The following is a 23,398-nucleotide window of genomic DNA, read 5'->3' on the forward strand; positions in this document are numbered from 1 at the left end:
CCTAAGGCAGACCCTGGGGAGTGTCATGAACTTCAGTCATTCGCATCGCTTCGCCGCGACTCCGGACGGCGTGGCCGCCATGCTCGCCGATCCCGCGTTCGTGCAGCGACGCGGCGCCGCGTCCGGCACGGGCGAGCCCGACGTCGAGGTGGAGGGCACCGCCGAGGACGGCTTCACCGTGGCGATTCGCCAGCAGGTGCCATCGGACACCATCCCCGCTGAGTTCCGCTCGTTCGTCGGCTCGCGCCTGAGCGTGCGGTACACCGAGGTGTGGGAGCCCCCCAGCGGCGAGGACCGCACGGGCACCTTCGCGGTGGAGATCGTCGGCGCGCCCGGTCACGCCGCCGGATCGCTCGCGCTGGTGCCCGACGGTGAGGGCTCGCGTTTCGTGGCGACGGGCGCCATCACCGTCCGCGTCCCGCTCGTGGGCGCAATGATCGAGGCCGCCGTCAAGGATGCGGTCGTCAAGGGCCTCGAGGCGGAGCTCGTGGTCGCGGACGCGTGGCTCGCCGGGGACCGATGAGGCTGTCCCCCGCCCTGGCGGTGATGCTGGGCGGCTGCGCGGGCGGAGCCGTGCGCATGGCGATCGATGCCGCCTGGGACGCTCCCGGTCTGCCGTGGGAGGTCCTCGCGATCAATGTGGTGGGGTCGTTCGCCCTCGGCCTCATCGCGGCGCGCACCGCCGTGACCGGCGTGCGCTGGTGGACTCCGGCGATCACCACGGGAGCGCTCGGAGGGTTCACGACGTTCTCCGCGGTCGCCGTGCTTCCCTGGACGGCCGATGCACCCGTCGCGGCCTCGGTCGCGGCGCTCGTGGGCACGACGGTCGCCGCGGTGGCGGCAGCCGGGATCGGCTGGCACCTGGGAGGCGGGCGCCCCGGCTCGGCCGAGCTGCCGGAGACGGACCTGTGAGCGCGGGCGTGTGGGCGGCGGCCATCCTCGCGTGCGGGCTCGGCGCGACGCTGCGCTACCTCTTGGCGCGCCTGGACCCCGAGGGAGCGTTTCCCTGGCCCACCGTGGTCGCCAACGCGCTCGGGAGCATGATCCTGGGCTGCGTCGCGGCGGCCGTCGCCCATGGCGCATCGCCCGCCGCACTGGTCATCGTGGGATCGGGCTTCGCCGGCGGGCTCACCACCTTCTCGACGCTCGCCGTGGACGCCGTGACGCTGCTGCGCGAGGGACGGCTCGGGGCGTCGGGAGCGTATCTCGCCGCCACCCTGGCCGTCGGCCTCGCCGGTGCTGGCATCGGGTGGGTGGCGACCGCTGGCGTCATGGGCTGAACCACCGCGCCGTCGGGTCGGCGAGTCGCCCCGCCAACCGCACGCCCGGCCTCGCGCGACTCGGTTGGAACGACGGCCGCCTCAGGCTCGCGCGCGCGAGCGACGGCGGGCCACCGTCGCCACCGCGGGCCAGCCGGCCACGGCGGCGATGGTGATCGCGAGCACCCACCACGAGTCCGCCGCCGCCGGCGCCGCCACCGCCGCCAGCACCACGCAGCCGAGCAGGCCCAGCGCGCTCACGGGAAGGGGCACTGCCAGGGTCGCGGTCGTGCCGGCGCGGCGTTGGCGCATCGCCGCGACGTTCGCGACGGCGTAGTACGTGAGGATCGAGGCGACGCTCACCAGGATGAGGTCGGCGCCCTGCGTCCACACCAGCACGATCGCGAGCACTGCCACCACGGCCTCCGCCCGCCACGGGGCCCCCGTCGACCCCTGGCGGGCGAGCACACGAGGCAGGTCGCCCTCACGCGCCATGGCCATGGCGGTACGGCCGGCGCCTGCCATCACCGCGAGCATCGCGCCGCCGACGCTCAGCGCCGCGACCACGGCGACGATCCAGACCGGCATCCCTACCCGAGCGGCCAGCGCCTCGAGCGGGACGTCGCTCAGCGCCTGCTCGGGCAACGCGACGAGCGTGTGCAGCGACTGCGCGATGCCGACGTACAGCACCACGACGATGCCGAGAGCGACCACGATCGCGCGCGGGATGGTGTGCTCAGGATCACGCACCTCCTCGCCAAGTGTGGCGATGCGCGCATAGCCGGCGAACGCGAAGAACACCGCCGCGCACGCCACCAGGAACGGCGGGCCCCAGCCCGCGTCGGCCCCGCCCGCGGCCGAGGCCGACGCGTTCGCGAACCACCCGAAGCCCGCGCTCGCCGTGGTCGCGGAGAGCACGATCAGCGCCGACAGCGCCAGCACGACGACGACCGCGATGGCTGTGGCGCCGAAGGCGGTGCGCGTGATGCCACGCGCGTTGAGCGCCCAGGCGAGGACCACCGCGGCCGTCGCGACGCCCTGCGTGTGGCCCGGCAGCACGTAGGCGCCGAGCACGAGCGCCCCCACCGCGACGGAGACGGTCTTGCCCACCACGAACGAGGCCCCAGCGAGCAGCCCCCAACCGGCCGACAGCTCCGCCCTGCCGTACGCATACGCGCCTCCGGCGACCGGGTGGGCGGCGGCGAGCTGCGCCGTCGACAGAGCGTTGGCCAGCGCCACCGCTGCCGCCACCGCTACGGCGGCGAGGTACCAGTCTCCCGCTGCCAGCACATCGGCCCACATGCCCGAGAACACTCCAGCGCCGAGCATGGACCCCACACCGATGCCGACGGCGCCGAACAGTCCGATGCGGCGCGCCGAGGTCACGCGCGCAACGGTAGCGCGACGGCGCGCAGGTGGGAAGGGAGCCTTCCTCGCGCAGATGCGACGAAGGCCCGGACCAGTGGTCCGGGCCTTGCGTCTTGTAGTAGCGGGGACAGGATTTGAACCTGCGACCTCCGGGTTATGAGCCCGGCGAGCTACCGAACTGCTCCACCCCGCGTCGGCAGTGATCAACTCTATCTCACCGTTCCCGAGGCTCCAAATCGCCTCGGGAACGGCGAGGGAGTCGACTACCGCTGAGCCTCGGCCGCCGCCTCTGCGGCGATCGCGTCCTCGAGCGCCTCGGCCAGGTCCTCCTGGGCCTCGCCATAGGCCGTCCAGTCGCTCTCGGCGAGCGCGTCGTTGCTGTCCTCGAGCGCCTGCTGGGCCCGATCGAGCGCGTCCTCGAGGTCGGCCTGCGGGTCGCCGGCAGTCGTCGGCTGCGGGTCGGGCGTGGCCGAGCCCGATACGTCGGGCGTGGGCTCCGGCGTGGGCGAGGGCTCCGGGGTGATCGGGTTGCCGTCTTCGTCGAGCTGCGTTTCCGGCTCGACCTCCTCGACGGGCTCCTCCGGCTCGGGCGCAGCGCCCTCGCCGAACACCTGGTCGAGCGCCTCCTTGAGCGTGGGCGCGAACCCGACCTCGTCGCCGAAGGCGACGAACACCCTGCGCAGGAGCGGCACCTGCGTGCCCTCGCTCGACTGGATGAAGACCGGCTGGACGTACAGCAGACCGCCGCCCACGGGAAGGGTGAGCAGGTTGCCGTTCACCACGTCGGAGTCGCCGGTGCGCAGCAGATTCAGCGTCTCCTGCGCGTCGGGGTCGGCGTTGAAGTTGTTCTGCACCTGGCCGGGCCCCGGCACGGTCGTGTCCCTCGGGAGCTCGAGCAGCCTGAGGCGGCCGTACTCCTCCGCGACCTCGCCCGCAGCGTCGCCCGTCTCCGAGTCGACGGCGAGATAGCCGGTGAGGATGTTGCGGTCGGTGTTGCCGCCGGGGATGTAGTTGCTCGTGAGCGAGAAGGTGGGCGACGTCTGCCCCGGCATCTGCAGCGTCAGGTAGTACGGAGGCTGCAACGGGGTGCCCGCGGCGCCGGTCGAGCTGGCCGTCGGGTCATCCGGCAGGTCCCACTCGTCCTGGCCCGAGTAGAAGGCAGCCGCGTCGGTGACGTGGTAGCGCTGCAGCTGGTGCCGCTGAAGCTGGAACAGGTCCTCCGGGTAGCGCAGGTGGCTCATGAGGTCGCTCGTGATCGCGGAGACCGGCTCGAGCGCCGTCGGGAAGACGTTCTGCCAGGTCTGGAGGATGGGGTCCTCCTCGTCCCAGGCATAGAGCGTCACCGAGCCGTCGTAGGCGTTGACCGTCGCCTTCACCGAGTTGCGAACATAGTTGAGCGTGGTCGGGAACTGCGGGGTGTCGTTGCCGGCGAACAGGCCGGTTCCGGACACGGCCGCCGAGTAGGGGAACGAGCTCGCCGTCGTGTAGCCGTCGACCACCCACACCACCTGCTCGTCCACGACCGCCGGATACGTCGTGCCGTCGAGCTCCAGGTACGGCGCGACGCGCTGCACGCGTTCGATGGGGTCGCGGTAGTACAGGATCTGCGACTCCTCGGTCACGCGGTCGGAGAACAGGATCTGCTCCTCGCCGAACTTGATGGCGTAGAGCAGCTTCTCCATGAACGTGCCGATGCTCGGTCCGCCGTCGCCCTCGTACGTCGTGTTGACCTGGCCGTTGGGCGAGTCGTCGTCGGGGTAGTCGAGCTCCCACGGCTCCGTGCCCTCGGGAGCGCCCACGATGGAGTAGTCGGGAACCGTCTGCCCGAAGTAGATGCGCGGCTCGTACGGGCCCATGGCGCCCGTCGACGGGATGTTGCCCTCCCAGAACGACGGCTGGCCGTCGCGCGCGGTCGTGTTGCCGTAGGCGGCCACGACTCCGAATCCGTGCGTGAAGACCGTGTGGTCGTTGACCCACGTGCGGCTGTCGTCGCTGAGACCATCGAGGTTCAGCTCGCGCACGGCGATCACGGTGTCGTTGAGCTCGCCGTCCAGCTCATAGCGATCCACGGCGAGCTCGTCGGTGAAGTCGTAGTACTGCCGGTTCTGCTGGAGCTGCTGGAAGGCCGGCGACACCACGTTGGGATCGAGCAGTCGGATCTGCGTGGTGGTGTTCGCGTCGGCTCGCAGCTGGTCGGCCTCGGCGACGACGGTCGCGTCGTAGGGGATCGTCTCGATCTCGTCGACGCCGAACGCGAAGTGGGTGGCGTCGATGTTGCGCTGGATGAACTCCGCCTCGAGCGTCTGCGCGTTCGGCTCGACCTGGAAGCGCTGCACGATCGACGGGTAGATGCCGCCGATCACCAGAGCCGAGAGCACCATCAGCGACACTCCGACGGCCGGGATGCGCCAGTCGCCTCGCCAGATGACGGCGAGGAACATCAGCCCCACCACGATCGCGATGCCCGCGAGGATGGTCCGCCCGGGCATCACCGCGTTGACATCGGTGTACAGGGCGCCAAAGTAGTCGCCGTTCTGGGTGTTGAGGAGCGAGTATCGCCCGAGCCAGTAGTTGAGGGCGATGGCGATCATCACCACGAGGCCCGAGATGGCCAGCTGGATGCGCGCGCCCCGCGAGGCGACGAACGATCGGCCCCCGCCGATCCCGCCGTACAGCAGGTGCACGAAGGCGGCGAGCAGCGTGCACAGGATCGAGATGGTGAGCAGGAAGCCCACAAGGGACTGCGCGACGGGAAGCGTGAAGACGTAGAACGACGCGTCGAGGCCGAACTGCGGGTCGCTGACGCCGAAGGGCTCGTGATTCCACCACGCGAGGAACTCCGCCCAGCGCGCGGACATCGCGAGGCCGGCGATCAGACCCACGAATGCCGGGAGGGCCACCATCACCAGCCGCTCGACCGGGCGGATCTGCTCCCGCACCTGGTCGAGCGCGGTGCGCTTGCCCGTCACCGCCGGCCGAGCGCGACGCGCGACCCACAGGGTGATCCAGATGGCCAAGCCGGCGAGGAGACCGAAGACGAGGAACATCGCGATGCGCCAGCCCCACTGCGTCGTGAACACGCTCGTGTAGCCCACCTGCCGGTACCAGGCGACCTCGGTCCACACCTGGGCCGCCGCCATCACGATCACGATGACGATCGCGACGGCGAACGCGGCGAGCATGAGCGGGGAGCGGCGCCTGCGCGGCACCTCGACTGGTCCGCGCGGCGGCGTCGGTCGATCGTCGAACGTCACTGGTCTTTCCTTCGGCTCTGAGGTGTCACGTCACAGGTCATCATGGCGCGTCGCACGTGGGCAAGGCGGCGGTGTCAGCCGCCCCGATCGCCTGAACGGCCTCGTAGGCATCGTCAAGCGTGTCCACCGAGTAGACGTCGAGGCCGTCGGGAACGTTCCCGGCCACCTCGTCGCAGTTCTCGACGGGGGCCAGGAACGCGGAAGCCCCGGCGTCCTGGGCACCATACATCTTCATTCGGATCCCGCCGATGGGCCCCACGTCGCCCGAGACATCGATGGTGCCCGTGCCTGCCACGGCGGCGCCGGAGAGCTCGTCGACCTCGGTGAGCTTGTCGATGATCCCAAGGGAGAACATCAGTCCTGCGCTCGGGCCGGAGACCTCTGCGACGTTCACGGTGACGTCGATCGGAATGTCGAACGTCGGATCGACGTAGATTCCCATGATCGCATTGCCTGCGCCGTCGTCGAGCGTGGCGAAGGTCGCCTCACCCTGGACGCCGGCGCGCACGTAGCCCACCGTCACGTCGTCTCCGGGGGCGTGGTCGCGAAGCCCGTCGATCAGGGCCGCATACGAGTCCACCTCGACACCATCGAGGGACACGATGCGGTCGCCGGGCTCCAGCAGCCCAGCCGCGTTCGAGGACTCGTCGACGAGGGCCACGTCGAGCTCGGCGGGCACATGCTGGTCGAGTGCCTCGAGCGCTGCGACCGTCGCGGCCTCCTGAGACGTGATCCAGTCCTGCTGGGCCTGCTCCTCGAACTGCTCCTCCTGGTCAGGGGTGCCGAACACCTCCTCCTCCGGGACGACGTATGCCGAGGAGGATGCCCACTCGCGAAGCACCCGGCCGAGAGTGAAGGGCGTCGAGCTCGCTCGCGCGACGGACACGGTCGTGAGGCGCAGCTCGCCCGATGCGGGAAAGGTGGGTGCGCCGGAGATCTCCACCACCTCGACCCCATCCGACTCGCCCAAGGTGTCGTACGTCGGCCCGGGCCCGCCGATCGCGTACGCCGCCGGGAGTATCGACAGCACGGCGATGAGCACCGACGCGCCCAGACCGGTCACGGACATCACCAGCGATCGTCGGTCAGGCGCGCCCCCGTCATGGTCGTCGCCGTGCGCCGCGGCGGGCTCTCGATCACCCTGGGGCGGCTCGGCGACGAACGCGCCATCGATCGGCGAGGGAGCGGACCTGCCCGCGTCGCGCGCCACGTCTCCGGTCGCGTGGGGACGGTCGGGCGGCAGGGTCACCCGCCCATCATTGCTCATAGCGAACGATGCGCCCAATCGCTCCTCCCGAGCGTTAGTTTGGACGAGGCGACGCATCAGGTGCCGCCACGACCCCCAGGAGACGCCGGTGAGCGAGGACGAGACCCCGTGGATGCGACTGTTGCGCGAGCTGTTCGGGGATGACGCCGAGGCTGCGCTCGAGGAGCTCGAGCGCATGGGCATGGATCCCCAGGCTCTCGCACAGGCCAGCGGGATGCTCTCCAATCCGGCGATGATGGACCACGTGCTCGGGCAGATCCGCTCGCTCGTGACGCAGTCGCAGGGTGAGGACGTGAACTGGAAGCTTGCCCACGACGTCGCACGCGGCGTCGCGGCGCAGGGCGGCGACCCGTCGGTGACGGCACAGGTCGCGGCGACGCACCGCGCCGCCGTGTCGAGCGCCGAGCTCTGGCTCGACGCGGTCACCGACTTCGACCCCTCCCCCCTCGAGCCGAAGGTGTGGAGCCGCGCCGAGTGGGTCGAGGCGACCATGCCCACCTGGCGAGTGCTCGCGGGACCCGTCGCCACGAGCGTGTCGAAGGCGCTGGGCGGCATCCTCACCTCCGAGGACGCTGCGGGGCATCTGGGCGGGGAGGCGGCCGGGATCGTGGGCTCCGTGAGCCCCACGGTCACCGGCATGCACGTGGGCCAGGCGGCGGGCCAGATGGCTCGTGAGGCCTTCGGCATCACGGATCTGGGCTTTCCGCTGCTCGCCGAGCCGCGAGTGGTGATGGTGCCGGGAGCTGTCGCGGACTTCGCCGCAGGGCTGGGAGTGCCTGATGACGAGGTGCGCGCCTACCTCGCCCTGCGCGAGGCCGCCCACATCCGGCTGTTCACGGCCGCACCCTGGCTGCCAGGCCACGTCCACAACCTCATCGAGCGCTACGCGGCGGGCATCTCGATCGACCTCGAGGCGCTCGACGAGGCCGTCCGCCACGTGGGCCTGACCGAGCCCGACAAGCTGCAGGAGGCGCTCACGACCGGCATCTTCGCGACGCATCACAGCGATGAGCAGCGCGAGACGCTCGGCTCGATCGAGACACTGCTGGCGCTCATCGAGGGCTGGGTGCAGGAGGTGACGCTGCGCGCGGCGGCGCCCCACCTGCCCTCCATCGGCGCGCTGCGCGAGATGATGCGCAGGCGCCGCGCGTCCGGCGGTCCTGCCGAGGACACCTTCGCGACGCTGCTCGGGCTCGAGCTGCGCCCGCGACGCCTTCGTGATGCGGCCGCGCTGTGGGCGGCGCTCGGCCAACGTGCTGGCGCCGAGCGGCGCGACGCCGTCTGGGCGCACCCCGACGTCCTGCCGGGCGCAGAGGCGCTCGACGACCCAGCGGCGTGGGTGGACAGGCTGCTCGCGGGGACGGCGACGGACGAGGTCGACCGCGAGCTCGAGGCGCTGCTGAGCGGCGCGTGGGACAGTGGTTCCGCGGCCGGCGATGGAGGCGAGGGCCGTGCCGACGACGAGACCGGCGAGCCCGGCGACTCCGCGCCCTGAGATTCGAACGCACGACACGGTGGGCCTGCATTCGCGGCCACGGACGCGCCTGCGTCTAGTCTGAAGGCGAAGTGGCCCGTCGGGGCCATCAGAGCGTGCGGCTCCGGCGGCGCGCGTGAGAGAAGGAGAAGGCCCATGGCCGACAAGTACTCTGGCGAGTTCTACTGCGTGAAGTGCAAGGACAAGCGCACCACCGAGGGAGACGTCGTTGTCTCCGAGAACGGCCGCCGCATGGCGAAGGCCACGTGCCCCGAGTGCGGCACCAAGCTCAACCGCATCCTCGGCAAGGCCTGACCCCCACCGAGACTGACGAGGCGGGCAGCCCACGGGCCGCCCGCCTCTGTCATGTCAGGAGGGCGCCCCCGACCTGGGCACGCACCTCCGGCGCGCCCTGGGACGCCCGCCCCCAAGCGGCCCTGTGGAAAGCCCCCATGCCAGCGGCGTGCCTGCAACGCTGGGAGGCATGAGACTGCGCCCGGCCACACCCATCCTCTCCCGCGGCGATGGCGGCGCCCAGGTGGGGCTGGCCAAGCCGCTGGTGCTCGAGGGACTGAGCACCAAGGAGCTCGCGTTCCTCGCCACGCTCGAGGGCGGAAGAGCGATCGGACGTCTCGAGCGCCGCACATACGGCACCCTCATCGCCGCGCTCGAGGCGAGCGACGTCGAGGCGCGGCCGCCGCGCCCTCGCGGGGTCGCTCGATTCCACTCCGCCTCGGCCATCGCAGTCGACGCCGCGACCGCGCTCGCGCGGATCGGCTGGGCGGTGGCGTTCGCGGACGCTGCACCGCTCAGGAGAAGCGGTGTGACGGGGGCTCGCGTCGCGCCTGGGTCCTCGCGCGGCCTCGCCGCGGCGCACACCGTGTCCGCGCGCGTCGCCGGAGCGGACGTGCGTGCAGCGAGCGCACCCGCTGATCTCGAGGTGCTCGTCTCCGTCGGCCTGCCCGTCTACGCCGCACGCGCGCTCATGGCCGCCGACGTCCCGCACCTGCTGGTGTGCACAGACGAGCAGGGCGCTAGCGTCGGGCCGGTGATCACTCCCGGCGTGGGGCCGTGCTGCACGTGCTTGGGGCTGTGGGCCACCGAGGCCGATGCGCAGTGGCCCGCGCTGGCGCTGCAGTGCGAGGGGCGCACCCCGCACAGCGACCCGCTCGTGGCGTCCGTCGCGGGCGCGCTCGTCGCGCTCGTGGCCTCCGACTTCGCCGAGGGGCGCGATGGCAGCAGGTGGCGCGTCGACGAGGACGGTGTGCGCGGCCAACCGGTCGGGCAACGCCACCCCGCGTGCGCCTGCGCGAACCACTAGCGCGGTCAGTTCTCGGCGACCACCCGCAGCACGTGCTCGCCGAACTGGTCGAGCTTCACGGATCCCACGCCGTTGATCCGAGCGAGGTCACCGAGGGTGCGCGGACGCTTCACCGCGATGTCGATGAGCGTGGGGTCGGTGAACACGGTGAACGCCGGCTTCGAGGCCTCCTGCGCGACGCCCAGGCGCCATGCGCGAAGCGCCTCGAACAGATGCGCCTGGTCGGCGTCGAGCCCTTCGAGCCGCTCGGAGCGCGTCGCGCGGCGCGCGCGCGGCCTCGCGGCCTCGGGCCACCAGCGCTCAAGGAACCGGGTGCGCTTGCGGTTCGCGCGGCCACCGGCCTTCCGAGCGCGCGCGTACGACAGATGCAGGTGCTCCCGAGCGCGCGTGACGGCGACGTACAGCAGCCGCCGCTCCTCCTCGACGGCCTCGTCCGTCTCCGCCAGCGCGATGGGCATGAGCCCCTCGGAGCAGCCGACGACGAACACCGCGTCCCACTCGAGCCCCTTGGCGGCGTGCATGGTCGTCAGGGTGACCCCGTCGACCGCGGGGGCGTGCTGCGCCTGCGCGCGCTCGGCGAGGTGCTCGACGAGCTCGCGCAGCGTTGCGCCTCCGCCGGCATCCGTGTCGAAGTCGTCGGCGAGCTGGGCGATCGCCTCGAGCGCCTCCCAGCGCTCGCGCACCGCACCACGCGCGTTCGGTGCCGACTCCGACCAGCCGGCCTCCATGAGCACCGAGCGCACGCGCTCGCCGAGGGGAGCCTCAGACGCGGTCACCGCCTCGCCACGCAGCAGGACCATCGCCTTGCGCACCTCCTCGCGGTCGAAGAACCGTTGCCCGCCACGCACCAGGTAGCCGATGCCACGCTCGGCGAGGGCCTCCTCGAGCGCCTCGGACTGGCTGTTCGTGCGGTAGAGCACGGCGATCTCGCCAGCGGGGACGCCGCCCTTCATCAGGGCGTCGACGCGCTCGGCCACGCCAGCGGACTCCGCCGCCTCGTCGTCGAAGGCCGTGAAGATGGGTTCGGGGCCCGATGGGCGCTGCGAGATGAGCTCGACGCCGGCACGGCGCCCGCCGCGCTGGGCCATGAGACCGTTGGCGAGGTTCACGACCTGGGGCGTCGAGCGATAGTCGCGCACCAGGCGCACGACCGTGGCGTCCTGGTGCGCGCGCGTGAAGTCGAGCAGGTAGCCGGGGCTCGCGCCTGCGAACGAGTAGATGGTCTGAGCCGGGTCGCCGACGACGCACAGCTCCCGCCGGTCGCCCATCCACTGATCGAGCAGGAACTGCTGCAGCGGCGACACGTCCTGGTACTCGTCGACCACGAAGTGCCGATACTGCCGGCGGATCTGATCGCCCACCTCGCCGTGGCGCCCGATGATGTCGGCCAGCAGCAGCAGGATGTCCTCGAAGTCGAGCACCACCGCCTCCGACTTGGCGTCCTCGTAGGCGCGCAGCACGTCGGCCATCTGCTGCGCGGACACGCCGGCCGGCACCGGCCTGCCGTCGTCGGCGACGCGCCGCGCATAGTCCTCCGCACTCACCAGCGACACCTTCGACCACTCGATCTCGCTCGCGAGGTCGCGCACGGTGAGCCGATCGGGACTCAGCCCCACGCGGCGGGCGGCGCGGCCGACGATGGGCGCCTTCTGCTCCACGAGCTGCGGGATCTGACCGCCGACCACCTGGGGCCAGAAGTAGCTGAGCTGCCGCAGCGCCGCCGCATGGAAAGTTCGCGCCTGCACACCGGGCGCGCCGAGCGCACGCAGCCGCTGGCGCATCTCGCCCGCCGCGCGCGCCGTGAACGTGACCGCGAGCACCGACTGCGGCGCATACGCGTTCACGCGGACGCCGTAGGCGATGCGATGGGTGATGGCGCGCGTCTTGCCCGTGCCCGCTCCCGCGAGCACGCACACGGGACCGTGGAGCGCGGTCGCGACCTCCCGCTGCTCCGGGTCGAGGGCGTCGAGGATCGCGTCGGCTGACATGGTTGGCATTCTCTCAGCCCCAGGTGACAGGGAGGCAGCACGCTCCTCGCGTGTGGAGGGCCGATGCGACGGCGCGGCGCCCGCCCGCCCGCACGTGCCGACGGCTGGACGGCGGGCGGAGGGCGGAGGGCGGAGGAGTCGAGCCACCACCGCCCGCTGGGGCGCCGTCGGGTCAGTCGGCCTGGAGCCGGGTGAGGCGATCGCCGTCGCCGTGCCACTCCTCGAGCATGCGGCGCGCGATCGACCCGCGCGGCGCGATGATGAGCTCGCGCGCCTCGATGGCCGCCTCGAGCTCGTCGCGGGTCACCCACCTCGCGTCCGAGATCTCCTCCTCGTCGAGCGTGAACGCCGGATCCACCGCGCGCGCCGTGAAGCCGACCATCATCGACGCGGGGAAGGGCCAGGGCTGCGAGCCGATGTAGGTCAGGTCCCTCAAGCGCAGCCCGGCCTCCTCGGCAACCTCACGATGCACCGCCTGCTCGAGGCTCTCCCCCGGCTCGACGTAGCCCGCGAGGTGCGAGTAGCGCTTGACGGACCAGTAGCTGGCGTGCGCGAGCAGCAGGCGATCGCGCTCGTCCGTGATGGCCACGATCACGGCCGGGTCCGTGCGGGGGTAGAGGTCGCGCTCGCACCGAGCGCAGCGCCGCTGCCAGCCGCCAGGCGACGGCTCGGTCGACGTCCCGCAGCGCGGGCACTGAGCGTGGGCATCGTGCCAGTGGGCCATCGCCACGGCGGTCGTCGCAAGCTCCCGGTCGCGCATTCCGCGGTCATCGCCTCCGAGCCTGCCGAGCAGCGAGCGCAGCGGCTCGAGCTCACGATCGTCCTCAGCCGGCGCGCTCACGGCGACCACGTCCGCGCCGTCGTCGAGCCCCAGGTAGCAGACCACGTCGCGGGCGTCCCACGTCCCGGGTGCGAGCCGCACCACGCCGTCCGCGTCCGCCAGGACCTTGCCGTCCTCGACCGCGACCGCCATGGCCGTGCTGGTGTCGAGCGACAGGCGCCTGTGGGCGGCACGGTCGACCCGCATCGGCTCGAAGAAGTCCTCCCGTGTGCTCACCTGCCCAACCTAAGCCATCGCCGCCCCCTCCCCTTCCCGCCCCCTCCCCGCGAGATGGATCCCTCTCGTCGTTCTCGCGCCTTGGACCAGCGAGATGGATCCATCTCGCGGTCGCGAGGGGCGGTGGGCGCCGGGGCGAGAGCGGTGGGCTCACGGAGTGGGCTGTCGCGCGCGCGAGCGCGAAGGTCCTATCGTGAGGTCGTGCCTCGTTCTCCGCTCGCGCTCGCCGCGCTCGCGTCCGTCGCCGTGCCTGGCCTCGACGTGTACGACGTCCTGCGCAGCCCCCACACGGACGCGGACTTCGACGTGGTCGTGGTCAAGGACGCCACCGGCACGCGCTGGGTGGTGCGGGCCCCCAAGCGGCCCGCGGCTGGCGCGGCGCTCGAGGCTGAGCGCAGTCTGCTCTCGGCACTCGCTCGCGCGCACGACACCGGACTGGTCCCGTTCGACGTTCCCCGGCCACGAGGCGCCGCCACGCTCGCGGATGCCGAGGGCGGCAGGGCGGTGGTGTACTCCGAGATCGCGGGCAGCCCGCTCGTGCTGTCCAGGGTCGACCCCGGCCCGGGACTCGCCGCCGCCATCGGGACGGCGCTGGCCGCGATCCACGAGCTCCCGCCGACCCTCATCGAGGACGAGGGACTGCCCACGTACACCGCCGAGGAATATCGGGAGCGGCGCATGGCAGAGCTCGACGCGGCGATCGACACCGGCAAGATCCCGCCCCGGCTCGCGGACCGCTGGGAGCACCAGCTCGAGAACGTCGCGTGGTGGCGCTTCGAGCCCACCGTGGTGCACGGCGACCTGGGCGAGCACCAGATCCACGTGCGCGGCGACGCCGTGGTGGGCATCGGCGACTGGATGGACGCACGCGTCGCGGACCCTGCCGACGACCTCGCATGGCTGGCGGCGTCAGCGCCGGAGGACGTGCTCGAATCCATCACCGAGGCCTACCGCATGGGCCGGCGCGAGGCGCGCGATCCCCACCTGATCGACCGCGCGCGGCTGGCCTCGGAGCTCGCGCTGGTGCGCTGGCTCATGTACGGCGTGCGTACGGACAATGAGGACGTGATCTCCGACGGTGAGGGCATGCTCGCGGACCTCGAGACGCTGCTCTTCGACGACACGCTCGACGACGCGGAGGCGTAGCGCGCTCAGAAATCGCCGCGCAGCAGGGCGATGATCTCCTCGCGCTCCATCAGCCGCTCGGGCCGGACGGTCTGGTCCGACCCCACGTAGTAGAACGCCGCGTCGATGTCGGCCAGCGGCACCCGCTTCCACTCCGACCACGCGAGGCGGTAGACGGCGAGCTGGACCTCGCGGGCGCGCCTCTCCTCGGGGTCGCTGGGGGGACGACCGGACTTCCAGTCCACGACCGTCACCTTGTGGAGCCCCTGGCCGGGAGGGAATACGGCGTCGATGCGTGACCGGATGGTGATGCCCTCGACGGGCATCTCGACCCTCACCTCGATGTCGGTGGGCTGGCGGGCCGCCCACTCTGAACGCTTGAAGGTCTCGCGCAGCACTCCGATCTCCTGCGCGTCGACGGCCTCGTCCTCCAGCATGTCATCGGGCTCGAGCAGCACCGGGTGGCCGTAGTGGGACTCGATCCATAGGTGCAGCGCGTTGCCCCGCGCCGATGCGAGGGTGGGCTCCTGCGGCACCGGGCGACGCAGTTGGTGGGCGAAGGCGGCGCGGTCGCGCTGCAGCGCCACCAGGTGCGATGCGGTGAGGTGGCTGGGAAGGCGCACGGTCGCGGTCCCGCTCGCGCGCTGCGAGCGCTCGTCGAGCATGGCCTCGATGTCGCGACCCCACGGCAGCTCCGACCAGGCCGGTGCGGCGTCACGGGGAGCGGTCATCGCTTCGAGCACCTGGCGCGCCAGCTCGCGACGCCGACGCTGCTCGGCGCTCGGCGGCGTCGGCCACAGTGCCGTCGCAGGCTCCGTGGCCGGTCGCTGCTCGTCGTCGGCCGGCGCCGGCTCCCACGAGTCTCGCGTCACGAGCCCTGCATCGATCATCTCGGTGAGGAACAGCGAGGGCACGGATGGTGATGCCGCCGTGGTCCACCATGAGCCCGACAGCAGGACATGCGACCGCGCTCGGGTGACGGCGACGTAGAACAGGCGCCGCTCCTCGTCCACGCGGTGGCGCCCGGACTCGGCCTTGAATGCGTCGATGGCGTCCTTGAGGCTCGCTCGGTCGACGGCATCGCCCAGGTCGAACAGAGGAAGGTCGTCGCGATCGAGGCGCAGCGGTGATGGCAGCTGACCCGCCTCCGACATCCACGCGCCGTCGTTCACGGCGATCGCGCGCCTGCCGTCCTCGGCGGTCACCCTGGGCACGCCGCCCGACGGGAACTGGCTGCGCGCCCCGCGCCCGCTGCCCTGCGTGAGGCCGGGGACGGCAACGATGTCCCACTCCAGGCCCTTCGCGCTGTGGCACGTGAGGATCTGCACGGCACCCGGTTCGGGCTCCTTGACCGGCGCGGTCAGGCCCCGCTCCTCCTCGCGTGCGGCGTCGAGCCAGGCGAGGAACGCCCCGAGCGTCGCTCGCTCGGCGCCGGCGGCGAAGGACCGAGCAGCGTCGACGAAGGCGTCCACGTTGCGGGCGGCGCGGCCGTCAGGGCGGCTGACCTCGGCCTCGATGTCGAGGCCCCACGCGCGCTCAGCGAAGACGATGAGCTCGGTCAGCGGCAGGTACGTGTGCTCCCGGATGGCGCGGATGACGGACCGCAGCGCGCTCAACCGCGTGTGCGCCGCGGGCGACAGCGCGCGACCGGCGTGCGACCGCCACGCTGGGTCGGGCAGGTCGTCGAGCGCGTCCACGATGGTCGGCGCGTGCTCGCGATCAGCGCGCGACTCGCGGTCGCGATCGGCCCAGTCCTTGAGCGCCATGAGGTCGGCGGGCCCCAGGCACACGCGCTCGCCCGCCAGCAGCCTCATGAGGGAGTCTCCTCGCGAGGGGTCGTGAGCGGCCTGCAGCAGGGCGATGAGCTCCGTCACCTCAGGCGTGTCGATCAGCCCGCCGAGCCCGACCACCTCGTAGTCGATCCCGGCACGCACCAGCGCATCGACGATGGGGCCGAACTGCGCGCGCCGCCGGCACAGAACGGCCGCGGTGGGCGGGCCGGCTGCGGCATCGCCGGACGCTGCACGCAGCTCGGCGCGCCTCGCGACGATGAAGGCGGCGATGGTCCGCGCCTCGTCCGCGAGATCGGCTGCCATGTGGGACGCCACTCCCGGCGCGCGGCGTGCCGGCTCGGGCGCTCCCAGGAACTGGCCCTTCGACCGCAGCGGCAGCACCTGCACCTGCGGGTGGACGGGAAGCGAGCGCGCGATCACGTTGGCTGCGGTCAGGACGGACGCCTCGTTGCGCCACGAGACGGACAGGCTGCGCGTCGCGACGAGATCGGGTCCGCCGAACTGCTCGACGAACGACGACAGCGCGCTCGCCGAGGCTCCCCTGAATCCGTAGATCGCCTGGTTGGGGTCGCCGACGGCCATCACGGGGTGTCCGGGGCCGAACATCCTCGCGAACAGGCGCAGCTGAGCCGGCGAGGTGTCCTGGAACTCGTCCAGCAGCACCAAGCGGTAGCGGCTGCGTTCGATCGCCTGGACGCCCTCGAGGTCCGCCAGCTGCACGCCGTAGGCGACCTGGTCGGAGAAGTCGAGGTACGAGCCGTCGCGCTTGCGGCGCAGGAACTCCTCGGCCATGGGCGCGAGGTCGACGAGCGTCGTGAGCTGCTTGAGCGCGGTGGCCTCCGGCGTGGGGTTGCCGTTCGCGTTCACCATCGCCGTGCCGCCGCGCGCCGCCGGCAGGGAGCCGAGTCCCTCGAGCGTCTGCCGCGCCCACTGGCGGATCTGCCCTGGCGTGGTGAGGTGCTCTCGGCTCTGGGCCGCGAGCCTCTTGACGGCAGCCGTGAGCGTGCTGATCGCTGCAGAGGTGCCGATGGGCTCCGACCAGTGGGAGACGATGGAGTCCGCGAGCTGCCACAGTGCCGCGTCGGTGATGGTGGCCGCATCGGGATCCACGCCGATCCGCAGCCCGTGCTCCGCCACCAGCGACGCGGCGTAGCCGTTGTAGGTCGCCACGGACACAGGAGGGCGAGCAGGGTCGTCGCCGAAGGCGGAGGCGATGCGGCGGGCGGCACGCTCGGCGATCTCCGCCGCCGCCTTGCGGGTGAACGTGAGGCAGAGGATCTCGTCCGGGCTGAGGTGCCTGCCGAACAGTCGCTCGCCGTGGTCGAGCAGGTAGACCATGCGCATGGACAGGGTCTCGGTCTTGCCGGAGCCCGCCCCGGCGACGATGAGGGTGGGCTCGAGCCCCGCGCCGATGATCGCGGCCTGCTCGGGCGTGGGGGGCCTCACAGGATCGATGACCGCCGACAGCTCCGCGACCGCTCGTCCGGACCCGATGACGTGCCCGGTCCCCTCCTCGGCGCTCACGCGTCGCTCACCTGCCTGCCCTCGGGCTGGATCGGGCACGCTCGCCTGACCGGGCAGCGACCGCACATGTCGTTCTCGACCGCCGCGAAGCGCGTGCCGCGCATCACCTCGACCACGTTCGCGAGGCGCGCGCGCTCGGCGGCGACGTCGATGGGGGGCTGCTCCTTGACGCTGGGCGCCCTGGTGGTGCCGCCCACGAACACGAGCGCCGCGCCGTCGGCATGGTCGACGCCGGGGAACGCGCCGTGCTCGGCCGCGAGCTGGTACATCGCCAGTTGGGCATGAGTCAGCGGGTCACCGGCGTAGGAGGGATCGCCGGTCTTGAGGTCGACGATGCGGGTGCTCGCGCCGCGGGTCTCCACGCGGTCCGCGCTGCCGGTCAGCAGCGCCTGGCCGATCTCGACGTCGAAGCGGCGCTCGAGCGCGACGGCGTGGGCGGGGTTGGAGGCGAAGTACTCGGCGAGACGGCGCACCATGGCCTCGGCCTTGGTCCGCAGCGCGCGGTCGGGCAGGGTCGAGTCGCCGGCGATCTCGTGCCACCGCTCGCCGAGCGCGGCCACGAGCTCCTGCTCGGAGCCTGCGGGATGGTCGTGAGCCAGCTCGTGGATGAGCGTCCCGAGCTGCTGCTTGTCGCTGTCAGCACCCACCCCGCCGGCGCTCTCCAGCGCCCACCTGAGCCCGCACCTCTCGACGCCGTCGACCTTGGACGGCGACACCCTGACGAGGCCGTCGCCGTCGAAGAAGCCAGCTTCGGTCGAGGGCTCGGCGACGCCGCTCCACGAGCCAGGGTCAGCGCCGGGAACGCCGAGCGCCGCGAGGCGGGCGAGCGCCACGGCACAGCCCTCACGCCCTTCGCCCTCGATCGCGCCTCGAGCGCGCAGGGCCGCTACGGCGTGACGCAGGTCGGACACGCGCGGAACGGTCCCGGTGGCGACGGGCTCGACGCCGGTCGCGGCGCGGATCCAGTCCACGAACCGCGAGGGCCTGCTGTCCTCGTCCTCGACGCAGGTGATGATGGCGCGCCTGGTGGCGCGTGAGAGCGCCACGGCGAAGGAGCGTGTCTCGTCGTCCAGCACCGCGCGGCGGGAGGACGCCGCCAGCCGCGATCGCGCCTCGGGCCCGAGCGGCTCCGCCGTCGCACGAAAGGTCAGGAGCTCAGCGAGGTGCTGCGCTCCGAGCACGGAGTCGCGCAACCGGAGATTGGGCCACAGCCCCTCCTCGACGCCGGCGATCACGACGAGATCCCATTCGCGCCCTGCCGCCGACGCCGGCGTGGCGAACGCGACTGCTGCGCCCGCATGGGCTCGCGCGCCAAGGCTGTCGACCGCGAACTCCTGGGAGGCGAGGTGGTCCACGAAGCCCGCGACGCTCACGCCAGAGCGCCGCTCCTCGACGTTCTGAGCCTCGCGCATCAGCGCGATCACGGCGTCGAGGTCGGCATCGTCCCTCGCCGATCCGGCCAGGGCCGCGGAGCGCCATGACTCGGCGACGCCGAGTGCCTCCCACAGCGCCCAGATCACCCGCCGGGGAGAGCCGTGCCCGGCATCGCACACGGCGCGCGCCGCCTGCACCGCCGCGCTCGCGCGCGACGCTGCGCGCGCTTCCGGCCCACGCAGGCTCGCCCATCGCGTCGGATCGGCGAGCGCGTCCACGAGGAGCTCGCCCGCCTGTGCAGCACCTCCGCCGGCTCGATCCTCGCGGACCAGCTGGCGGCGCAGTCGGCGAAGTGCGACGGGGTCCATGCCGATCAGACGCGAGCCGAGCACCTGGGTCGCCGACTCCTCGCTCCATTCGGTCTCGCTCGCCGCGATGAGCATCATCGCGAGCAGCGGCGCGATGGCGGACTGCTCGTGGAGTGCGAGACCGTCGCCGAGCGTCTCGCAGGGGATCTCTGAGGCGAGCAGGTCCGCTCGCAGCTCCCGCAGCTGGCCGTTCGAGCGGGCGACGACGCCCATGCGGTCCCAGGGGATGGCGGGCCCATCGACGCCGTGGCGTGCTCGTCGCAGGGCGGCGGCGATGGCGCGCGACTGCGCGTACCGGTGCGGCGCGACGTGGATCTCGATGTCGGCGGCGCCCCCGGCAGGCATCTCGCCGGAGGGGCGCCTGGCGGAGCCGACGGACTGCGTGCCGATGCGAGACACGACGTGGTCGACGGCGTGGGCGAGGCCCGGGGACTGGCGCAGGTTGTCATCGAGCCGCACGAGCTCGGCGTCGAATGCACGACGGCCGGTGGACGCCGTCGCCTGGGCGAGAGCGCTCGGCACGGCCCCCCGGTAGCCCTGCACGGACTCGTCGGCATTGCCCACGAGCACCAGCCGGGCGCCCCCGGTCGCGAGCGCGTCGAGCAGCTCGATGGTCGCGGCGGTCACGTCCTGATAGTCGTCGACGACCACGAGGTCCCACGACGGCCGTGGACCCCATCCTCGCCGCCAGCCGTCGAGCGCCACGGCCGCCTCGCGTGCGGCGCTCGCAGGGTCGTACCGCAGGCCTCGCCCCTCCGTGTCGGGCCAGCGCGCGACCTGCAGGTACTCGTCGTAGACCGCCGCGGCGCGGTCCCATTCGACGCGTCCGGTGAGCGCTGCGAGGTCGCGAAGCCCGTCGGGGGAGAGCCCGGCCTCGGTGGCGCGCATGATCAGGTCGCGAAGCTCCGCGCGGAACGCGGGCAGCGCCGTGGCCTCGGGGGGCACCACGCCCGTCCAGTCAGGGGCGGACCCCGCGCCGCGGCGGTGACCTTCGAGCAGGTCGCGCAGCATCGCGTCCTGGTCGGCGCCTGTGATGAGTCGCGGCGGGGGCTCCTCGAGCGCCTCCGCCTGGGCGGACAGCACGGCGTGGGCGACGGACGCGGCCGTGTGGACCACGGCGACGCCGGAAGCGCGGCCGACGCTCGCGGCCACGCCGTCGCGCAGACGCGCCGCGCTCTCGCGAGTGGGCGAGAGCACGAGCATGCGCTCGGGCGCCACGCCGAGCTCGCTGGCCAGCGCGGCGGTCGCCGCCACGACGGTCGTCTTGCCCGAGCCCGGGGGGCCCACGATCACGACGTGGCCGTCCGCCTGGACGGCACGCTCGACCGCGGCCCGCTGCGATGCGACCAGCGCGGGCACGGCCGAGCGCTCGCGGGACGCGACGAGGGAGACGGTCATGAGCTCAGCGAATCACGGAGGTCTGACACCCAGGCACGTTCACGCTGGTGCGCTCGCCTCGGGCTGCACCACCCGCGCCCGAGCCGCCCGCTCGAGCGCCATGAGCGCCGTCACCGCCGCGATCCCCATGGCGAACAGGAGGATCACCGCGCCACGATGCTCCCCCGGCGGTTCGAGAGTTCCGTCCTCGCTCTGCCAGGGCCACAGCGCACGAAGGGACCCCACCATGAGGCCCGTCATGGCCGCGAGCGTCAGGTTGCGCCGGTGAGCGAGCAGCCATTGCAGCCCCGTCACGAACAGCGCCAGTCCCAGGATCGCGCCCAGCACGAAGGTGGCGAGATAGGCGAGGTCGCGATCGTTGACGGCAGCGAGGGTCGCACCGTACATCCCGAGCACGAGCAGCATGAACGAGCCCGACACGCCTGGCAGCACGAGCGCGCACACCGCGATCGAGGCCGACAGCGCGATCATCCACGGCGCGGGGTCGTCCTGCGGGGTGCCCGTCAGCCCCGTGAGCCAGAACGCCGCCGCCGCGCCCGCCACCGCCAGCGCGACCTCGCCGGCTCTCCAGCGCGTCACCATGCGGGCCGGCACCGCGATGGACGCGACGATGAGCCCGGCGAACAGCGCACGCGTCTCGACGGGGTGCTCCTCGATCAGCGGCGCGAGCGTCGCTGACACGACGATGATCGCCGCGAGCATGCCCAGCCCCAGGGGGATGAGCACCCCCCACCGCACGCGCGAGGAGTGCTCACGCGCGAGCGCGCGGGCGTCGTCCCGATGCCGGCGGCTCGCGAGCGAGCGAACGCCCTGCACGGCCGCGCGCACGAGCGACCCCGCCGAGTCGATGAGGGTGTCGTAGACGCCGACCACGAGCGCGAGGGTGCCGCCGGAGACGCCCGGCACGATCTCCACGGCGCCGATGACGGCGCCGCGCGCGACGTTGAGCGCCGCCGCGCTCACCGGATGACGCGGCCGCTCCGGCCCGGCTGCGGGGAGATCGGCTGGCATGCCCCGAAGTCTACTGAGAGTCGCCGGCGCGACCGGCGGCGGCCGATGCGCTGGCTGAGGCGCTCGGATCAGGCAAGGGCTCGTCGGGCGAGGGCCACGGGTTGGGTTCGCACTCGTCGCTGAGGTCGACCTGGTCTGCCATGACGATGGCCCTGCCAGAGGCGCACACACTGTCCTCGTCGCCCAGCACGTGACCGACGCCGTGGTTGAGCAGGTACACCCGTGCGCCTGTCGTGTCCGTGCCGTAGGAGTCGAGCCCCGCGGCCCAGTCGTACACGCTGATCGGCACGATGCCACGGGCGGCGCACGGGAGCTCGTCGGTTGCCGACGCCGACGGCTCCGGCTCCGCGTCCGCTCCGCCCTGCCCGCCAGTGGCGGCCGCAGCGTGCGGCTCCTGGCACACCGACGGCGTGGTCGCGGGGCTCGCGAGCACCACCCTGATGTCCGCGGCTCCAGCCGTGGGCACGAACTCGTAGCGCCCGCGCGCCCCCCACCCGCGCGGGTCCTCCAGAGCCGCGAGCACGAATGTGCTGAGCGCCGCACCGTCGATCTCGAGGCCGTCCTCGACGTCGACGCGCACCCATCGCACCGCTGCTGCGTCGCCGGTGGGCACTCCGTCGCGCGACACCGTGCGGAACGAGCCGTCGCCCTCCTCGGCGATGTCCAAGGACGTGAGGCCAGCGAGCCGGTCATCGTCGTCGAGGTCACGCGTGATCGGGTCGAGCGGCTCGATGCTGACCGCCGGCTCCGGGGTGGTCGAGGGCGATGGCGATGCGCTCGGGGACGGCTCCGGCTCGGCGAGGGTCGCGCCGAGCTCCCCCGTCCCCCATCCCACGCCGATGCCCACGGCGAAGGCCGCGAGGATCACCAGGACGATCGCCAGGACGCTCGGGCCGCCAGTTCTTCTGCTCGCGAACATCGCGCTGGCGCCTCGGATCACGCCTCTACGATAGTTGCAGACCCAGCGTCCCCTGACATCCCAGCATCCCCGGAGGCAGCCATGGAGATCCGCATCGGCGTGCAGAACGTCGCACGAGAGATCGTCATCGAGACGGACATGACGGCCGACGAGGTCTCCAAGGCCGTCAACGACGCCGTCGGCGGTGCGATCCTGGACCTCTCGGACACGAAGGGCCGCCGCCTCGTGGTGCCGGCGGGAGCGCTCGGCTACGTCGAGATCGGCGAGGAGTCGAAGCGACGCGTGGGGTTCGGCGCCTGACGATCGGGCGTCAGCGCACCGTGCCGGCGATCGCACGCGCGGCGTCTGCCGCGTCGACGGGCGCGTAGCGCTCGACGTCGACGCGCCCACCCCGCTCGTCGTCCTCGAGCGGCTCGAGAGTCGCGTACTGCGAGTCGAGCAGGCCCGCTCCGGCGAAGTGGCCGTCGCGCTCGCTGCGCAGCCGCACGCGTGCCTCGAGCACGTCCTGTCGCGCGTCGAGGTGGATGAACTGCACGTCATCGCCGGCGACGCCACGGATGCGGTCCCGGTAGGCGCGCCTCAGCGCGGAGCAGGCGACCACCGCGCGCTCGCGCTCGGCCAGCCACGACGCGACCGCATCGAGCCACGGCCACCTGTCCTCGTCGGTCAAGGCGACGCCCGACGACATCCTCGCCACCGCATCGGCCGTGTGGAAGTCGTCGGCGTCCGCGAACTCCGCGCCGAGGTCATGGGCGAGCAGCCTCCCGACCGTTGACTTGCCACACCCCGTGACCCCCATGACGACCGCTCGCATGCGTCGAGCCTAGGGCCTGGCCCGCAGCCGGATGCGCCCGGTACACTGGATGACGACCCGGGGCTGACCGGTCGTCATGAGAAG

18 protein-coding genes and 1 tRNA gene are annotated in these 23,398 nt (G+C 72.4%); 8 read left to right on the forward strand and 11 right to left on the reverse strand.

Annotated features, from left to right (window positions below; all coding sequences use genetic code 11):
- The first annotated feature begins 25 nt into the window (after window positions 1-25).
- The 3 genes from B7K22_RS03110 to B7K22_RS12010 are packed head-to-tail and all read left to right on the forward strand — an operon-like array spanning window position 26 to window position 1,280.
- Entirely contained in the window at window positions 26-523 is a 498-nt protein-coding gene (locus B7K22_RS03110) for a DUF2505 domain-containing protein (RefSeq protein WP_084038302.1), read from the forward strand.
- Window positions 520-912, forward strand: coding sequence for a CrcB family protein (locus B7K22_RS03115; protein WP_084038303.1), 393 nt, complete (start codon window positions 520-522; stop codon window positions 910-912). Before B7K22_RS03110 ends, B7K22_RS03115 begins: the two co-directional genes overlap by 4 nt.
- Complete coding sequence (locus B7K22_RS12010) at window positions 909-1,280, forward strand: CrcB family protein (RefSeq protein WP_159448735.1); 372 nt, start codon at window positions 909-911, stop codon at window positions 1,278-1,280. Before B7K22_RS03115 ends, B7K22_RS12010 begins: the two co-directional genes overlap by 4 nt.
- Window positions 1,281-1,361: 81 nt before the next feature.
- Here the strand turns inward: B7K22_RS12010 and B7K22_RS03125 are convergent, their stop codons facing one another.
- The 4 genes from B7K22_RS03125 to B7K22_RS03140 all read right to left on the reverse strand — a co-directional run bounded on the left by B7K22_RS03125 (window position 1,362) and on the right by B7K22_RS03140 (window position 7,130).
- On the reverse strand, window positions 1,362-2,645 hold the full coding sequence (locus B7K22_RS03125; protein WP_084038305.1) for an APC family permease: 1,284 nt from the start codon (window positions 2,643-2,645) through the stop codon (window positions 1,362-1,364).
- Between the two features lie 101 nt (window positions 2,646-2,746).
- Window positions 2,747-2,820, reverse strand: a tRNA-Met gene (locus B7K22_RS03130).
- Window positions 2,821-2,890: 70 nt separating this feature from the next.
- Window positions 2,891-5,881, reverse strand: coding sequence for a UPF0182 family protein (locus tag B7K22_RS03135; RefSeq protein WP_371327646.1), 2,991 nt, complete (start codon window positions 5,879-5,881; stop codon window positions 2,891-2,893).
- 40 nt (window positions 5,882-5,921) lie between these two features.
- Window positions 5,922-7,130: a PDZ domain-containing protein gene (locus B7K22_RS03140; RefSeq protein WP_144276209.1), complete on the reverse strand. Its 1,209-nt coding sequence runs from the start codon at window positions 7,128-7,130 to the stop codon at window positions 5,922-5,924.
- A 106-nt stretch (window positions 7,131-7,236) separates the two neighbouring features.
- Here B7K22_RS03140 and B7K22_RS03145 point away from each other — a divergent pair, with 106 nt between their 5' ends.
- From B7K22_RS03145 to B7K22_RS03150, 3 genes are all read left to right on the forward strand, one after another.
- A complete protein-coding gene (locus B7K22_RS03145; protein ID WP_234983291.1) occupies window positions 7,237-8,643 on the forward strand; it encodes a zinc-dependent metalloprotease in 1,407 nt (468 codons plus the stop codon).
- A gap of 135 nt (window positions 8,644-8,778) precedes the next feature.
- Window positions 8,779-8,937 (forward strand): DUF5679 domain-containing protein, encoded by a 159-nt coding sequence (locus B7K22_RS12190; protein ID WP_144276210.1) that lies wholly within the window; start codon window positions 8,779-8,781, stop codon window positions 8,935-8,937.
- Window positions 8,938-9,106: 169 nt separating this feature from the next.
- Window positions 9,107-9,943 (forward strand): hypothetical protein, encoded by an 837-nt coding sequence (locus B7K22_RS03150; protein WP_144276211.1) that lies wholly within the window; start codon window positions 9,107-9,109, stop codon window positions 9,941-9,943.
- 5 nt (window positions 9,944-9,948) lie between these two features.
- Here the strand turns inward: B7K22_RS03150 and B7K22_RS03155 are convergent, their stop codons facing one another.
- Window positions 9,949-11,931, reverse strand: coding sequence for an ATP-dependent DNA helicase UvrD2 (locus tag B7K22_RS03155; protein WP_084039712.1), 1,983 nt, complete (start codon window positions 11,929-11,931; stop codon window positions 9,949-9,951).
- Between the two features lie 172 nt (window positions 11,932-12,103).
- Window positions 12,104-12,988, reverse strand: coding sequence for an NAD(+) diphosphatase (nudC, locus tag B7K22_RS03160; RefSeq protein WP_234983293.1), 885 nt, complete (start codon window positions 12,986-12,988; stop codon window positions 12,104-12,106).
- 201 nt (window positions 12,989-13,189) lie between these two features.
- Here nudC and B7K22_RS03165 point away from each other — a divergent pair, with 201 nt between their 5' ends.
- Entirely contained in the window at window positions 13,190-14,134 is a 945-nt protein-coding gene (locus tag B7K22_RS03165; RefSeq protein ID WP_084038308.1) for a phosphotransferase, read from the forward strand.
- Window positions 14,135-14,139: 5 nt separating this feature from the next.
- Here the strand turns inward: B7K22_RS03165 and B7K22_RS03170 are convergent, their stop codons facing one another.
- From B7K22_RS03170 to B7K22_RS03185, 4 genes are read right to left on the reverse strand one after another with little or no spacing between them, the layout of a single operon-like run.
- Window positions 14,140-17,430, reverse strand: a complete 3,291-nt coding sequence (locus B7K22_RS03170; RefSeq protein ID WP_159448736.1) for an ATP-dependent DNA helicase — start codon at window positions 17,428-17,430, stop codon at window positions 14,140-14,142.
- Entirely contained in the window at window positions 17,427-20,570 is a 3,144-nt protein-coding gene (locus B7K22_RS03175; RefSeq protein WP_084038310.1) for a UrvD/REP family ATP-dependent DNA helicase, read from the reverse strand. Before B7K22_RS03175 ends, B7K22_RS03170 begins: the two co-directional genes overlap by 4 nt.
- 39 nt (window positions 20,571-20,609) lie before the next feature.
- Entirely contained in the window at window positions 20,610-21,581 is a 972-nt protein-coding gene (locus tag B7K22_RS03180) for a DUF368 domain-containing protein (protein ID WP_084038311.1), read from the reverse strand.
- Window positions 21,582-21,591: 10 nt separating this feature from the next.
- On the reverse strand, window positions 21,592-22,521 hold the full coding sequence (locus tag B7K22_RS03185; RefSeq protein ID WP_084038312.1) for a DUF3152 domain-containing protein: 930 nt from the start codon (window positions 22,519-22,521) through the stop codon (window positions 21,592-21,594).
- 60 nt (window positions 22,522-22,581) lie between these two features.
- Here B7K22_RS03185 and B7K22_RS03190 point away from each other — a divergent pair, with 60 nt between their 5' ends.
- Entirely contained in the window at window positions 22,582-22,800 is a 219-nt protein-coding gene (locus B7K22_RS03190) for a DUF3107 domain-containing protein (RefSeq protein ID WP_084038313.1), read from the forward strand.
- Between the two features lie 10 nt (window positions 22,801-22,810).
- Here B7K22_RS03190 and B7K22_RS03195 read toward each other — a convergent pair whose 3' ends face one another.
- Entirely contained in the window at window positions 22,811-23,314 is a 504-nt protein-coding gene (locus tag B7K22_RS03195; protein WP_084038314.1) for a gluconokinase, read from the reverse strand.
- Window positions 23,315-23,398 lie beyond the last annotated feature (84 nt).

This window comes from Demequina sp. NBRC 110053 (genome assembly GCF_002090095.1).
Classification (GTDB): domain Bacteria; phylum Actinomycetota; class Actinomycetes; order Actinomycetales; family Demequinaceae; genus Demequina.

Bases quoted from the DNA above. Each gene is read 5' to 3' on its own strand.
- B7K22_RS03110 (WP_084038302.1), top strand. From the start codon at position 26: ATGAACTTCAGTCATTCGCATCGCTTCGCCGCGACTCCGGACGGCGTG.
- B7K22_RS03115 (WP_084038303.1), top strand. From the start codon at position 520: ATGAGGCTGTCCCCCGCCCTGGCGGTGATGCTGGGCGGCTGCGCGGGC.
- B7K22_RS12190 (WP_144276210.1), top strand. From the start codon at position 8,779: ATGGCCGACAAGTACTCTGGCGAGTTCTACTGCGTGAAGTGCAAGGAC.
- B7K22_RS03150 (WP_144276211.1), top strand. From the start codon at position 9,107: ATGAGACTGCGCCCGGCCACACCCATCCTCTCCCGCGGCGATGGCGGC.
- B7K22_RS03155 (WP_084039712.1), bottom strand. From the start codon at position 11,931: ATGTCAGCCGACGCGATCCTCGACGCCCTCGACCCGGAGCAGCGGGAG.
- B7K22_RS03175 (WP_084038310.1), bottom strand. From the start codon at position 20,570: ATGACCGTCTCCCTCGTCGCGTCCCGCGAGCGCTCGGCCGTGCCCGCG.
- B7K22_RS03180 (WP_084038311.1), bottom strand. From the start codon at position 21,581: ATGCCAGCCGATCTCCCCGCAGCCGGGCCGGAGCGGCCGCGTCATCCG.
- B7K22_RS03190 (WP_084038313.1), top strand. From the start codon at position 22,582: ATGGAGATCCGCATCGGCGTGCAGAACGTCGCACGAGAGATCGTCATC.
- B7K22_RS03195 (WP_084038314.1), bottom strand. From the start codon at position 23,314: ATGCGAGCGGTCGTCATGGGGGTCACGGGGTGTGGCAAGTCAACGGTC.